The sequence below is a fragment of the Aeromonas sp. R6-1 genome (genome assembly GCF_040908165.1).
Taxonomy (GTDB): domain Bacteria; phylum Pseudomonadota; class Gammaproteobacteria; order Enterobacterales; family Aeromonadaceae; genus Aeromonas; species Aeromonas caviae.
Map to the genome: position 1 here is coordinate 115,393 of NZ_JBFODF010000036.1, position 13,694 is coordinate 129,086.

Below are 13,694 nucleotides of genomic sequence, written 5' to 3' on the forward strand. Positions count from 1 at the left end.
TTGGCAAGCGACTTGGGAAGAAGGGAAATGAAGGAAAGAGCGAATGCTCTTTCCTGTTACTTGCGCGGCAACTGGATCTTGGGCTCTTTGGCCTGACGGTAGATGGTCAGTACATGGCCCATGCTCTGTACCTTGATGGCGCCGGTCTCGCGAACGATGGCATCCATCACCAGCTGTTTCATCTCACGATCTTCAGACGCAACCTTAACCTTGAGCAGCTCGTGGTGGTTCAGGGCCAGATCGATCTCGGCCAGCACCCCTTCGGTCAGACCGTGTTGTCCCAGCAGGACGACCGGCTTCAGACTGTGGGCCAGGCCCTTGAGATACTGTTTCTGTTTATTGTTGAGAATCATGGCAATTTCTTCATAAGTCAGGGTTGAAAGGGGCGTATTCTACCCCCACTTAGCCCTTAATACTAATAACCCTTGTGGTTTTTTAAAGTCGACAATCATGACCCAGAAAAAACGTTCCCCCAGTTCAACCCGCTGGTTAAAAGAACATTTCGACGACCAATACGTCAAGAAAGCCCAGAAGTTGGGACTGCGCTCTCGCGCCGTTTTCAAGATCGATGAGATCCAGGGCAAAGACCGGCTGCTCAAGCCGGGGATGACGGTAGTGGACCTGGGGGCTGCTCCCGGTGGCTGGTCCCAATTTGCCATCGACCAGGTCGGTGACAAGGGGCGCGTCATTGCGTGCGATATTTTGCCGATGGATTCCATTGCCGGTGTCGATTTCCTGCAAGGGGACTTTCGGGAGGAAACTGTACTCGGCGCCTTGCTTGAGCGAGTCGGCCCCGACAAGGTGGATGTCGTCATGTCGGACATGGCGCCCAACATGAGCGGCACCCAGCAGGTGGATCAGGCCCGTGCCATGTACCTGGTGGAACTGGCGCTGGACATGTGCAATCAGGTCCTGAGCAGTAATGGCAGTTTTGTAGTCAAGGTGTTCCAGGGGGAGGGGTTTGATGCCTATCTCAATGAAATACGTAGACTTTTCTCTGTCGTCAAGATTCGAAAACCAGACTCGTCCCGTGCCCGTTCACGAGAAGTCTACATTGTGGCTACCGGTTTTAAACTGTAGTACCCTAACCCTCATCGTTAACTGTCAGTCTGCGAGGTCATTGATTTGAGTGACATGGCGAAAAACCTAATCCTGTGGCTGGTCATCGCCGTCGTGCTGATGTCGGTGTTCAATAGCTTCAGCCCCAGCGATACCACCAGTCGCCAGCTGGACTATTCCAGCTTCGTGAAAGAAGTGACCCAGGAGCAGATCCGTGAAGTGCGGATGGATGGCAAGGTCATCAATGGCGTCAAGCGCACCGGTGAACGTTTCACCACCATCATTCCTGCGCCGGATCCCCAACTGCTCAACGACATGCTCAACCATAACGTCAAGGTGATGGGTGAGAAGCCGGAAGAACCGTCCCTGATCACGTCCATCTTCATCTCCTGGTTCCCGATGCTGTTGTTGATCGGTGTCTGGGTCTTCTTCATGCGTCAGATGCAGGGCGGTGGCGGCAAGGGTGCCATGTCGTTCGGCAAGAGCAAGGCTCGCCTGATGAGCGAAGATCAGATCAAGACTACCTTTGCCGACGTAGCCGGTTGTGACGAGGCAAAGGAAGAGGTCAAGGAGCTGGTCGACTATCTGCGTGACCCGACCAAATTCCAGAAGCTGGGTGGCAAGATCCCGACCGGCGTCCTGCTGGTAGGTCCTCCTGGTACCGGTAAGACCCTGCTGGCCAAAGCCATTGCAGGCGAGGCCAAGGTGCCGTTCTTCACCATTTCAGGTTCGGACTTCGTGGAAATGTTCGTGGGTGTCGGTGCCTCCCGGGTGCGTGACATGTTCGAACAGGCCAAGAAATCCTCCCCCTGCATTATCTTCATTGATGAGATCGATGCGGTCGGTCGCCAGCGTGGCGCCGGTCTGGGTGGTGGTCACGATGAACGTGAGCAGACCCTGAACCAGATGCTGGTTGAAATGGATGGTTTTGAAGGCAACGAAGGCATCATCGTCATCGCCGCCACCAACCGTCCCGACGTACTGGACCCTGCGCTGCTGCGTCCGGGTCGTTTCGACCGCCAGGTCGTGGTCGGCTTGCCGGATGTTCGCGGTCGTGAGCAGATCCTGAAGGTACACATGCGCAAGGTGCCGCTGGCGGATGATGTCAATCCGGCGCTGATTGCCCGTGGTACCCCTGGTTTCTCCGGTGCCGATCTGGCCAACCTGGTGAACGAGGCTGCCCTCTTCTCTGCTCGCGAGAGCCGCCGAGTGGTCTCCATGCTGGAGTTCGAAAAGGCGAAGGACAAGATCATGATGGGGGCAGAACGTCGCTCCATGGTGATGAAAGAGTCCGAGAAGGAGATGACGGCCTATCACGAAGCGGGTCACGCCATCATTGGTCGCGTGGTGCCGGATCATGATCCTGTCTACAAGGTCTCCATCATTCCGCGCGGCCGTGCGCTGGGTGTGACCATGTACCTGCCGGAGCAGGACCGCTGGAGCCACTCCAAGCAGCATCTGGAGTCCATGATCTCCAGCCTGTATGGCGGTCGTCTGGCGGAAGAGCTGATCTACGGTGCCGAGAAGGTATCGACCGGTGCATCCAACGACATCGAACGTGCCACCGACATCGCCCGCAAGATGGTGACCCAGTGGGGCATGTCCGAGCGTCTCGGCCCCATGCTCTACGCAGAAGAGGACGGTGAAGTCTTCCTCGGCCGCAGCATGGCCAAGGCCAAGCACATGTCTGACGATACCGCCCGCATCATCGATGCCGAGGTCAAGCAGGTCATCGATCGCAACTACGATCGTGCCAAGCAGATCCTGCTGGACAACATGGATGTGCTGCACACCATGAAAGATGCATTGATGAAGTATGAGACCATCGATGCCAAGCAGATCGATGATCTGATGGCGCGTCGCGAGGTCCGTGCTCCCAGCAACTGGCATGATGAGCACGGTGACACCCCGCAAGGTGGTGCCAGCGTGAACAACGGGCCGGAGGCCAAGGCGCCGGCTGAAGAGGGCAATGCACCTCTGAGCGACATCGACAAGGCGAACGATGTTCCGGCCAAATAAGTTGCCATGATACAAACCCCGGGCTTGCCCGGGGTTTTTCTTTGCACGAAGAGTTTGCCGCTCTTGTTGGAGGTAGTTGAAGCAATGCAGTTAATCAGCAAGGGACGTACCCTTTCTCTCGACCGTCCCCATGTCATGGGGATTCTCAATGTGACGCCGGACTCCTTTTCAGATGGTGGCCGCTTCAAGCAGATCGATCTGGCGTTGGGTCATGCCCGCGACATGGTGGCCGATGGGGCCACCCTTATCGATATAGGTGGCGAGTCGACCCGCCCCGGTGCCCCCGACGTCAGCGAACAAGAAGAGCTGGACAGGGTCATCCCCGTGGTGGAGCGCATGGTCGCCGAGCTGGATGTGATGATCTCCCTCGATACCTCCAAGGCGATTGTCATGCGGGAGGGTTGTGCAGCAGGCGGTCACCTCATCAATGATGTCCGCGCCTTGCAAGAGCCGGGAGCGCTGGGCGCAGCCGCCGAGGCTGGCGTACCGGTATGCCTCATGCACATGCAGGGGCAGCCCCGCACCATGCAGGTGGAGCCGCACTATGACGATCTGGTAGGGGAGGTGAGAGCCTTCTTTGACGAGCGGATTGCCGCTTGTCTGGGGGCCGGTATCCCGCGTGAGCATCTGGTACTGGATCCAGGCTATGGCTTTGGCAAGACGCTGGTGCACAACTATCAGCTGCTGGCCCAGCAGGCGTCACTGCTCGATTACCAACTTCCGCTCTTGGTGGGCATGTCACGAAAGTCTATGATAGGCAACCTGCTTGACCGCCCGGTAGCCGAGCGGTTGGCTGGTAGTCTGGCCTGTGCCCTGATCGGGTTGCAACATGGCGCCAGGATCATCCGGGTGCACGACGTGCGGGCCACCATGGATGTCTTGCGTACAGGCTGGATGACCATGACGGGACAAGATTTCATATCCAAATAGAAAAACGAGAAACAGACAATGACCAGAAAGTACTTCGGCACCGACGGCGTGCGCGGCAAGGTGGGTGAATACCCGATCACCCCGGATTTCGTCATGAAACTGGGCTGGGCCGCCGGCAAGGTGCTCTCCAAGAAAGGGACCAAGAAGGTGCTGATCGGCAAGGATACCCGTATCTCCGGTTACATGCTGGAGTCGGCACTGGAGGCGGGGCTCTCCGCCGCCGGTCTCAAAGCCATATTGATGGGACCCATGCCCACCCCGGCGGTTGCCTACCTGACTCGCACCTTCCGTGCCGAAGCCGGTATCGTCATCAGTGCATCCCACAACCCCTATTACGACAACGGCATCAAGTTCTTCTCCGCCGACGGCACCAAGCTGCCCGATGATGTCGAGCTGGCCATCGAAGCCGAGCTCGACAACGAACTCAAGTGTGTAGAGTCCGCGGAGCTTGGCAAGGCGCTGCGCATCGATGATGCGGCCGGTCGTTATATCGAATTCTGCAAGAGCACCTTCCCCTCCAATCTGAGCCTGGAAGGGCTGAAAATGGTGGTGGATTGCGGTCATGGCGCCACCTATCACATCGCCCCTTCCGTCTTCCGCGAGCTGGGTGCCGAAGTCATCGCCATTGGCTGCAGCCCGGATGGGCTCAACATCAATGACGGCGTCGGTTCCACCGCACCGGAGGCGCTGGCCGCCAAGGTCCAAGAATGCAAGGCCGATCTCGGCGTCGCCTTCGACGGTGACGGCGACCGTCTGGTGATGGTGGACAGCACAGGTTACATCATCGACGGGGATGAGATCCTTTACATCATCGCCCGGGATGCCTTGCGCCATGGCCGCCTCAAGGGCGGTGTGGTGGGCACCCTGATGGCCAACATGGGGCTGGAGCTGGCGCTTCAGACCCTGGGTATCCCCTTTGCCCGTGCCAAGGTGGGTGACCGCTACGTGCTTGAGATGATGAACGAGAAGGGCTGGCGCATCGGGGGCGAAAACTCCGGTCACATCATCTGCCTGGATCAGACCACCACGGGGGATGGTATCGTCGCCGCCCTGCAGGTGCTGACGGCCATGCGCAGTGCCGAGATGCCGCTGGCCAAATTGCGTTCGGGCATGAGCAAGTTCCCGCAAGTGCTGGTCAATGTGCGCTTCGCCGAAGGCAAGGATCCGCTGACCTCCAGTGCCGTTCAGCAGGAAGTGGCGGCAGTGGAGCTGGAACTGGCCGGCCGTGGCCGGGTGCTGTTGCGCAAATCCGGCACCGAGCCCCTGATCCGGGTCATGGTCGAAGGTGAACACGAACAGCAGGTGCGCGATATGGCAGAGCGCATCGCCAAACAGGTCGAATCGGCGTTTTAATGAACAACCAAGGCGGCTTTTTAGCCGCCTTGGTTGTATCTTGTTCAAACGATTCGAAAATTTGAAAATAGCACTTGTCAGCTGAGCATCCTCTGGATATTATCAGCCCCGCTTTCGCAAGGGAGTTGCCGATGGGACATCGCAAGCCGTTTGTAGCAGCCAACTGGAAGTTACACGGTAGTAGGTCGCAGTTAGAGCAGTTTACGAGTCAATGCACAGAGCGCATTGATGAAGACGTAGATGTGGTCTTGTGTCCATCCCATGTGCATCTCGGTTTCACGGCCGAACTGCTCGGTGAGCAGGGAAGAGTGAAGCTGGGGGCTCAGAACGTGAGTCAGCACAGACAGGGCGCTTATACGGGTGAAATCTCGTGTGAGATGCTGGTCGAGGCAGGTTGCCGATATGTACTTGTTGGCCACTCCGAGCGCAGGCGTCTCTTTGGTGAGACCAGTTTTATCGTCGCAGAGAAGTTTGCGGCAGTCCGAGCAGCAGGTCTGATACCCATACTTTGTCTGGGTGAGTCAGGCGCGGCGAGGCAGGCAAGAAGAACCTTTGAGGTGATTGCCGAGGAACTGGACATCGTCATAGAGAAAAATGGCGCGATGGCTTTCGATAATGCTATCATCGCCTACGAGCCAATCTGGGCTGTAGGTACAGGTAAATGCGCCACACCCGAGCAGGCACAAGAGGTTCATTCCTTTATTCGCAGTCGCTTGGCGGAGGATACTCCGGTAATAGGTGAAAAAGTCAGAATCATCTATGGTGGGAGCGTGACACCGACCAATGCACAAGATTTGTTTGCGCAGCCCGATATTGATGGCGGTCTGATAGGCAGGGCAAGTCTTGATGGCAAGGCGTTTTTAGGAATAGTTGAAGCGGCAAAGGGTGCAAGTTAAATGTACGAGATTCTTTTGGTCGTTTATCTGCTGGTATCGCTGGCTCTGATTGGTCTGGTGATGATTCAGCAAGGTAAAGGGGCTGATATGGGCGCCTCCTTCGGCGCAGGGGCATCGAACACAGTGTTCGGCTCCGGTGGTTCAGGCAGCTTCCTGACCCGCACAACAGCGATTTTGGCTACTCTGTTTTTCTTGATTAGTCTGGTTCTGGGTTCCATGTCCAGCAACAAGGTCAAGCAGGGTAGTGAATGGGAAAATCTGCAACAGACTCAACAAGTTGAACAGAGCAAAGCGCCAGTGAAGAAAGATACTGACGTTCCCGAATAAGAGTTTTGCCGTGGTGGTGGAATTGGTAGACACGCTATCTTGAGGGGGTAGTGCTCTAGGGTGTGCGGGTTCGAGTCCCGCCCACGGCACCAATTAAGCAGTGAACCCGGGTAACCGGGATGTTATAGCCGCTGAGTCTTGTCTCACGAGAGTGAAGTGGCTATAATCTCGCACGATTTCGGACGCGGGGTGGAGCAGCATGGTAGCTCGTCGGGCTCATAACCCGAAGGTCGTCGGTTCAAATCCGGCCCCCGCAACCAAATTTCACGCATTTCCTACGCTCAGGAAGGCGGTCGCTGCGAGGCGACAATCAGGGTAAAGCGCCAAGCCCCGATTTGACATCGGGGCTTTTTGTTATGTGCAATTTACTCTGAATCTATTTCTATCTGGGCTATATGCCCTTTTTTCGTTTTTCGGAGGGTGACTTTGGCTACGTTGGAACAACGTTTGACCGATCTGCTCGAGGCTCCGGTCGTTGCCTTGGGTTTTGAACTGTGGGGTATCGAGTTTATCCGTGCGGGTAAGCACTCGACCTTGCGCGTTTTCATCGACTCGGAGCAAGGCGTGACGGTGGAAGACTGTGCCGAGGTGAGCCGCCAGGTCGGCGCCATCATGGATGTCGAAGATCCCATCACCGAGGAGTACTACCTTGAGGTGTCTTCCCCGGGTCTGGATCGTCCACTGTTCAAGGTCGCCCAGTTCGAAAAATACGTTGGCCAGGAGGCGGCGGTAACGCTTCGGATGGCAACAAACAACCGCCGCAAGTTCAAAGGCGTAATCAAAGCCGTGCAGGGGGACATGATCACTCTGACGGTAGATGGTAAGAACGAGGTGTTGGCTTTCACCAATATCCAAAAAGCGAACATAGTGCCGAACTTTGGTTAACGAGGCTATCGGATATGAATAAAGAGATTTTGCTGGTCGTTGACGCTGTGTCCAACGAGAAGGCTGTCCCCCGCGAGAAGATTTTCCAGGCTCTGGAGACTGCGCTGGCGACTGCGACCAAGAAAAAATACGAAGGCGAGATTGAAGTGCGTGTCGAGATCGATCGCAAGACCGGTGACTACGACACCTATCGCCGTTGGGTCGTGGTGGCCGATCAGGCTTCCATGGAGAACCCGTACGGGGAAATCACTCTCGAAGCCGCTCAGATCGAGCAGCCGGATATCCAGATCGGCGACTATGTTGAAGACCAGATTGACTCTGTGACCTTCGACCGTATCACCACCCAGACCGCCAAGCAGGTCATCGTGCAGAAAGTGCGCGAGGCCGAGCGTTCCCAGGTCGTTGACCAGTTCAAGGACAAGGAAGGCACCATCATCAGCGGCGTGGTCAAGAAGAGCAACCGCGACAACGTGATCCTGGATCTGGGCAGCAATGCCGAAGCCGTGATCTTCCGTGACGACATGCTGCCCCGTGAGACCTTCCGTCCCGGCGATCGTATCCGTGGCCTGCTCTACGCCGTGCGTCCGGAAGCCCGTGGTTCCCAGCTGTTCGTCAGCCGCTCCAGCCCGGACTTCCTGAAAGAGCTGTTCCGCATCGAAGTGCCGGAAATCGGCGAAGAGATGATCGAAATCATGGGCGCCGCCCGTGATCCGGGTTCCCGCGCCAAGATCGCGGTCAAGACCAACGATCGTCGTATCGACCCGATCGGTGCCTGTATCGGCATGCGTGGTGCCCGCGTTCAGGCCGTCTCCGCCGAGCTGAGCGGTGAGCGTGCCGACATCGTGCTGTACGATGACAACCCGGCCCAATACGTGATCAACGCCATGGCGCCAGCCGATGTGGCTTCCATCATCGTTGATGAAGACAACCACACCATGGACATCGCCGTGGAAGCCGCCAACCTGGCCCAGGCCATCGGCCGCAACGGTCAGAACGTGCGTCTGGCCTCCCAGCTGACCGGTTGGGAACTGAACGTGATGACCGTCGAGGACATGCGTGCCAAGCACCAGGCCGAGAACGACCGCATCCTGACGCTGTTCACCAGCACCCTCGATATCGACGACGATTTCGCCGGCCTGCTGATGGAAGAGGGCTTCTCCACCCTGGAAGAGATCGCCTTCGTCCCGGTCAACGAGCTGCTGGCCATCGACGGTCTGGATGAAGACATGGTCGAAGAGCTGCGCAAGCGTGCCAAGGATGCCCTGACCACCAAGGCCCTGGCCAAAGAAGAATCCTTTGAAGGCGTCGAGCCTTCCGAAGAACTGCTCAATCTCTCCGGCCTTGGCCGTGAAATGGCCTATGCCCTGGCCGCTCGCGGTGTCGGCACCCTGGAAGATTTGGCAGAGCAAGGTATCGATGACCTTGCCGACATCGAAGAGTTGACCGCCGAGAAGGCTGGTGAGCTCATTATGGCTGCTCGCAATATCTGTTGGTTCGGAGAAGAGCAGTCTGAATAAGGTCAAACGGAGGAAAATGAATGGCAGAAGTATCAGTTAAGCAACTTGCCACTGACATCGACACGCCGGTTGATCGTCTTCTCCAGCAGTTTGTCGATGCCGGCATCGTGAAGAGCAAGGCCGACGACATGGTCAGCGAGTCTGAGAAACAGACTCTGCTGGCACATCTGAAGAAACAGCATGGAGGTGACGAGGTCACCGCACCTGCTCGCATGACCTTGCAGCGCAAGACCAAGAGCACTCTGAGTGTTCAGGGGTCTGGTGGCAAGAACAAGGAAGTGCAGGTAGAAGTGCGCAAGTCTCGCACCTATGTAAGACGCTCGGCGCTGGAAGATGAACAGCGCCAGGCGGAAGCCGAGGAAACAGCGCGTTTGGAAGCAGAAGAAAAAGCTCGTCGCGAGGCCGAAGAGAAGGCCCGCCTCGACGCTGAAGAGAAGGCTCGCCGTGAGGCTGAGCAGGCTCGTCGTGAAGCTGAGGAAAAGGCGCGGATCGAGGCACAACAGAAGGCTCGACAGGCTCAACAGCCCGCCAAAGCAGCCGGTAGCACAGCTCAGCAAGAGGCAGAAAAGATGGCCAAGCGCGAAGCAGAAGAACTGAAGCGCCAACAGGAACAGACAGCTTTGCAAAAAGCTGAAGAACTCGCCGCGAAGAAAGCCGAAGAGGCTCGCATCATGGCGGAACAGAATGCGGCCCGCTGGGCTGAAGAAGAAGCGGCTCGCGCCAAAGAGAGCAGCGATTACCATCTGACCACCAACAAGCACGCGCAAGCGGCCGAAGATGAGTTGGATCGTAAGGAAGAGACCAGCCGTCGCACGGCTGCCGCTGCCAAGGCGCCGAAGAAAGTCGGCCGTCGCGAAGACGACCGCAATGACCGCAACTCCCGCGATCCCCGTGCCCGCAAAGGCAAGCGTGGCAAGATGGCCATGCCGAATGCCATGAAACACGGCTTCAACAAGCCGGCTGCCGTGGTCAACCGTGACGTCGTCATCGGCGAGACCATCACAGTGGCGGAGCTCGCCAACAAGATGGCCGTCAAGGGCGTTGAAGTCATCAAGGTGATGATGAAGATGGGTGCCATGGCCACCATCAACCAGGTGATCGACCAGGAGACCGCTCAGCTGGTCGCCGAGGAGATGGGTCACAAGGTAGTGCTGCGCCGTGAGAACGAGCTGGAAGAGGCGGTACTTAGCGATCGTGACGAGACCTCCGAAGCCAAGCCGCGTGCGCCGGTCGTGACCATCATGGGTCACGTCGACCACGGCAAGACCTCGCTGCTGGACTATATCCGTAAAGCCAAGGTCGCCGCGGGCGAAGCCGGTGGCATTACCCAGCACATCGGTGCGTACCACGTACAGACCGACAGCGGGATGATCACCTTCCTGGATACCCCGGGTCACGCGGCGTTTACCTCCATGCGTGCTCGCGGTGCCAAGGCGACCGACATCGTGGTGCTGGTTGTTGCAGCTGACGACGGCGTGATGCCGCAAACCATCGAAGCTATCCAGCACGCCAAGGCGGCCGGTGTGCCGCTGGTTGTTGCGGTGAACAAGATCGACAAGCCTGAAGCGGATCCGGATCGCGTCAAGACCGAGCTGGCCCGTTACAACGTCATGTCCGAAGACTGGGGTGGCGATTGCCAGTTCGTGCACGTCTCCGCCAAGTCTGGCGAAGGCATCGACGACCTGCTGGAAGCCATCCTGATCCAGGCCGAAGTCCTGGAGCTGAAAGCCGTGGTTGACGGCATGGCCAACGGCGTCGTGATCGAATCCTTCCTGGATAAAGGTCGTGGTCCGGTTGCCACCGTGCTGGTACAGGAAGGTACTCTGCGTCAGGGCGACATCGTGCTGTGCGGTCTCGAATACGGCCGGGTTCGCGCCATGCGTGACGAACTGGGTCGCGAGATCAAGGAAGCAGGTCCCTCTCTGCCAGTGGAAATTCTGGGTCTGTCCGGTGTTCCCTCTGCCGGTGACGAAGCCACGGTCGTGCGTGACGAGAAGAAAGCCCGTGAAGTGGCGCTCTACCGTCAGGGCAAGTTCCGCGAAGTCAAGCTGGCTCGCCAGCAGAAGGCCAAGCTGGAAAACATGTTTGCCAACATGACCGAGGGCGAAGTGTCCGAAGTGAACGTGGTGATCAAGGCCGATGTACAAGGCTCTGTGGAAGCGATCTGCGATGCGCTGGTCAAACTCTCCACCGACGAAGTGAAGGTGAAGATCGTGGGTTCCGGCGTAGGTGGCATCACCGAAACCGACGCGACCCTGGCCGCGGCTTCCAGCGCCATTCTGGTGGGCTTCAACGTCCGTGCCGACGCTTCTGCGCGCAAGGTCATCGAATCCGAGAGCCTGGATCTGCGTTACTACTCCGTCATCTATGACCTGATCGACGAAGTGAAGCAGGCCATGAGCGGCAAGCTGGCTCCTGAGTATCGTCAGGAGATCATCGGTCTGGCTGAAGTGCGTAGCGTCTTCAAGTCGCCGAAGTTCGGCGCCGTTGCCGGCTGTATGGTCACCGAAGGTGTGGTCAAGCGTTCCAACCGCATTCGCGTTCTGCGTGACAACGTGGTTATCTATGAAGGCGAGCTGGAATCCCTGCGCCGCTTCAAGGATGACGTCAACGAAGTTCGCAACGGCTACGAGTGTGGTATCGCGGTCAAGAACTACAACGACGTGCGCGAAGGCGACCAGATCGAGGTGTACGAGACCGTTGAAATCCAACGGACTCTGTAAGCCGAGCGTTAGACAAAATAGGGGGCCGCGGCCCCCTTTTATCGCAGGATAGAATATGGCCAGAGAATTCAGCCGGACCCGTCGGGTCGGACAGCAGATCCAGCGTGAAATCGCGCTGATCCTGCAGCGCGAGGTGAAAGACCCGCGCATCGGCATGGTGACCGTCTCCGACGTGGAGGTCTCCAAGGACCTCAACTATGCCAAGGTTTATGTCACCTTCTTGCAACTGGAGAATGACGCCGAGCGCATCAAGGAAGGGCTCAAGGGCCTGACCGAGGCTGCCGGTTACATCCGCAGCCTGCTGGGCAGCGCCATGCGTCTGCGGGTGGTGCCCGAGCTGCGTTTCTACTACGACCAGACCCTGGTCGAGGGGATGCGCCTCTCCAACCTGGTGACCAACACTGTGCGTGAAGACAAGCGTCGCATGACTGAAGCCGGTCGTGACGAAGAGCAATCCGCACCGGATGACACGACTGAGGATAACGCCTGAGATGTCTCGTAGACGTCGTTTCAAAGGCCGTGACGTACACGGCATCCTGCTGCTGGACAAACCGACCGGCCTGACTTCCAACGATGTGTTGCAGAAGGTCAAGCGGATCTACAACGCCGCCAAGGCTGGCCATACCGGCGCCCTGGACCCCCTGGCCACCGGCATGTTGCCGATCTGCCTCGGGGAGGCCACCAAGTTCTCCCAGTATCTGCTGGAAGCGGACAAGCGCTATGAGGTGACCGCCAAGCTGGGCGAGCGCACCAATACCAGCGACTCCGACGGCGAGGTGGTCTCCACCCGCCCGGTGAATGTGGCCGTGGGTACCCTGATCGAGGCGCTGGACCAGTTCCGCGGCCCCATCATGCAGGTGCCGTCCATGTACTCCGCCCTCAAGCACAACGGCCGCCCGCTCTACGAATATGCCCGTGAAGGGATCGAGATCGAGCGGGAAGCCCGTCCCATCACCATCTTCGAACTCAAACTGCTCGGCTTCGAGGGGGACGAGGTGAAGCTGGAAGTGCATTGCAGCAAGGGTACCTATATCCGTTCCCTGGTGGACGATCTGGGGGAAGTGCTGGGCTGTGGCGCTCACGTCACCCAGCTGCGTCGCACCCAGGTGGCGAGCTACCCCTATGAGCGGATGCTGACCCTGGAGCAGCTCGAGTGTATCTTCGAGCAGGCCAAGGCCGAAAGCATTCCGCCGCGGGAGCAGCTGGATCCCCTGTTGCTGCCGATGGACACCGCCGTGGCCTCTCTGCCCGAGGTGAACATGCTGGTCGCCGTGGCCGCCTATGTGAACCAGGGTCAGGCCGTGCAGGTGGCAGGTAGCCCCCAAAGTGGCCAGGTCCGCATGACGGTTGGCCCGGAGCGCGAATTCATCGGGGTTGGCGAGATCGATGACGAGGGGCGCGTGGCGCCCAAGCGTCTGGTTCGCTACCACGACGAGGAGTGATCCTCAGGCGGTATCGGTCTGTCACGCGTCTTTCCCGTTGCGAAAAGGGGCGGGGACGATTATGATACCGCCCTCATTTCACGGCTGAATTAGAGATTGGCTGTGAACCTTTAAACACTCTACTGGAGTAATACCATGTCTCTAAATGCTGAGATCAAAGCTCAAATCGTTGCCGACAACGCTCGTGGCGCCAACGACACCGGTTCCCCCGAAGTGCAAGTTGCCCTGCTGACTGCCCAGATCAACCATCTGCAAGGTCACTTCAAGGAGCACGCCAAGGATCACCACGGTCGTCGCGGTCTGCTGCGCATGGTTTCCCAGCGTCGTAAGCTGCTGGACTACCTGAAGCGTAAAGACGTTCAGCGTTACGCTGCTCTGATCGCCAAGCTGGGTCTGCGTCGTTAATCGACCATCAGATTTCGCAAAAAAGGGGAACCGCGAGGTTCCCCTTTTTTATGGCGCTGTCCCAATTATGTGTTGGAAGGCTAATCTGGAAGTAGGTCATCACCGCAAGGACCTTCATCATGGATACGCCAGCCTTCC

13 protein-coding genes and 2 tRNA genes are annotated in these 13,694 nt (G+C 57.9%); 14 read left to right on the forward strand and 1 reads right to left on the reverse strand.

Annotated elements, in window-relative coordinates; translation table 11 throughout:
• Positions 1–56 precede the first annotated feature (56 nt).
• The gene (yhbY, locus tag AB5Y68_RS10580) at positions 57–353 is read right to left on the reverse strand and encodes a ribosome assembly RNA-binding protein YhbY (protein ID WP_039040291.1); all 297 of its coding nucleotides are present in this window, start codon (positions 351–353) and stop codon (positions 57–59) included.
• A 97-nt stretch (positions 354–450) separates the two neighbouring features.
• On the opposite strand from yhbY, the gene rlmE reads away from it, so the two are divergent.
• The 14 genes from rlmE to rpsO all read left to right on the forward strand — a co-directional run bounded on the left by rlmE (position 451) and on the right by rpsO (position 13,556).
• Entirely contained in the window at positions 451–1,080 is a 630-nt protein-coding gene (rlmE, locus tag AB5Y68_RS10585; RefSeq protein WP_010675375.1) for a 23S rRNA (uridine(2552)-2'-O)-methyltransferase RlmE, read from the forward strand.
• 45 nt (positions 1,081–1,125) lie between these two features.
• A complete protein-coding gene (gene ftsH, locus AB5Y68_RS10590; RefSeq protein WP_042865085.1) occupies positions 1,126–3,078 on the forward strand; it encodes an ATP-dependent zinc metalloprotease FtsH in 1,953 nt (650 codons plus the stop codon).
• 84 nt (positions 3,079–3,162) lie between these two features.
• Positions 3,163–4,008 (forward strand): dihydropteroate synthase, encoded by an 846-nt coding sequence (gene folP, locus AB5Y68_RS10595; protein ID WP_323920324.1) that lies wholly within the window; start codon positions 3,163–3,165, stop codon positions 4,006–4,008.
• Positions 4,009–4,026: 18 nt separating this feature from the next.
• Positions 4,027–5,361, forward strand: coding sequence for a phosphoglucosamine mutase (gene glmM, locus AB5Y68_RS10600; protein ID WP_368203596.1), 1,335 nt, complete (start codon positions 4,027–4,029; stop codon positions 5,359–5,361).
• A gap of 131 nt (positions 5,362–5,492) precedes the next feature.
• On the forward strand, positions 5,493–6,257 hold the full coding sequence (gene tpiA / locus AB5Y68_RS10605; RefSeq protein ID WP_368203598.1) for a triose-phosphate isomerase: 765 nt from the start codon (positions 5,493–5,495) through the stop codon (positions 6,255–6,257).
• Positions 6,258–6,584 carry a preprotein translocase subunit SecG gene (secG, locus tag AB5Y68_RS10610; RefSeq protein ID WP_010633113.1) on the forward strand — a complete coding sequence of 109 codons (327 nt, stop codon included), beginning with the start codon at positions 6,258–6,260 and terminating at the stop codon, positions 6,582–6,584.
• A 7-nt stretch (positions 6,585–6,591) separates the two neighbouring features.
• Positions 6,592–6,676, forward strand: a tRNA-Leu gene (locus AB5Y68_RS10615).
• Positions 6,677–6,767: 91 nt separating this feature from the next.
• Positions 6,768–6,844: transfer RNA gene (locus AB5Y68_RS10620), tRNA-Met, on the forward strand.
• Positions 6,845–7,010: 166 nt separating this feature from the next.
• The gene (gene rimP, locus AB5Y68_RS10625) at positions 7,011–7,469 is read left to right on the forward strand and encodes a ribosome maturation factor RimP (protein WP_039040287.1); all 459 of its coding nucleotides are present in this window, start codon (positions 7,011–7,013) and stop codon (positions 7,467–7,469) included.
• A 14-nt stretch (positions 7,470–7,483) separates the two neighbouring features.
• Entirely contained in the window at positions 7,484–8,986 is a 1,503-nt protein-coding gene (gene nusA / locus AB5Y68_RS10630) for a transcription termination factor NusA (RefSeq protein ID WP_039040286.1), read from the forward strand.
• 20 nt (positions 8,987–9,006) lie between these two features.
• On the forward strand, positions 9,007–11,709 hold the full coding sequence (gene infB / locus AB5Y68_RS10635) for a translation initiation factor IF-2 (RefSeq protein WP_039040285.1): 2,703 nt from the start codon (positions 9,007–9,009) through the stop codon (positions 11,707–11,709).
• 55 nt (positions 11,710–11,764) lie between these two features.
• Positions 11,765–12,199, forward strand: a complete 435-nt coding sequence (gene rbfA, locus AB5Y68_RS10640) for a 30S ribosome-binding factor RbfA (protein WP_010675366.1) — start codon at positions 11,765–11,767, stop codon at positions 12,197–12,199.
• Position 12,200: 1 nt separating this feature from the next.
• Positions 12,201–13,151 carry a tRNA pseudouridine(55) synthase TruB gene (truB, locus tag AB5Y68_RS10645; protein ID WP_010675365.1) on the forward strand — a complete coding sequence of 317 codons (951 nt, stop codon included), beginning with the start codon at positions 12,201–12,203 and terminating at the stop codon, positions 13,149–13,151.
• 135 nt (positions 13,152–13,286) lie between these two features.
• The gene (gene rpsO / locus AB5Y68_RS10650) at positions 13,287–13,556 is read left to right on the forward strand and encodes a 30S ribosomal protein S15 (protein ID WP_010675364.1); all 270 of its coding nucleotides are present in this window, start codon (positions 13,287–13,289) and stop codon (positions 13,554–13,556) included.
• Positions 13,557–13,694 lie beyond the last annotated feature (138 nt).

Excerpts from the sequence above, each read along its gene's own strand:
- yhbY (WP_039040291.1), bottom strand. The coding sequence starts at position 353 with ATGATTCTCAACAATAAACAGAAACAGTATCTCAAGGGCCTGGCCCAC.
- secG (WP_010633113.1), top strand. The coding sequence starts at position 6,258 with ATGTACGAGATTCTTTTGGTCGTTTATCTGCTGGTATCGCTGGCTCTG.
- rbfA (WP_010675366.1), top strand. The coding sequence starts at position 11,765 with ATGGCCAGAGAATTCAGCCGGACCCGTCGGGTCGGACAGCAGATCCAG.
- glmM (WP_368203596.1), top strand. The coding sequence starts at position 4,027 with ATGACCAGAAAGTACTTCGGCACCGACGGCGTGCGCGGCAAGGTGGGT.
- folP (WP_323920324.1), top strand. The coding sequence starts at position 3,163 with ATGCAGTTAATCAGCAAGGGACGTACCCTTTCTCTCGACCGTCCCCAT.
- rpsO (WP_010675364.1), top strand. The coding sequence starts at position 13,287 with ATGTCTCTAAATGCTGAGATCAAAGCTCAAATCGTTGCCGACAACGCT.
- rlmE (WP_010675375.1), top strand. The coding sequence starts at position 451 with ATGACCCAGAAAAAACGTTCCCCCAGTTCAACCCGCTGGTTAAAAGAA.
- tpiA (WP_368203598.1), top strand. The coding sequence starts at position 5,493 with ATGGGACATCGCAAGCCGTTTGTAGCAGCCAACTGGAAGTTACACGGT.
- infB (WP_039040285.1), top strand. The coding sequence starts at position 9,007 with ATGGCAGAAGTATCAGTTAAGCAACTTGCCACTGACATCGACACGCCG.
- nusA (WP_039040286.1), top strand. The coding sequence starts at position 7,484 with ATGAATAAAGAGATTTTGCTGGTCGTTGACGCTGTGTCCAACGAGAAG.
- truB (WP_010675365.1), top strand. The coding sequence starts at position 12,201 with ATGTCTCGTAGACGTCGTTTCAAAGGCCGTGACGTACACGGCATCCTG.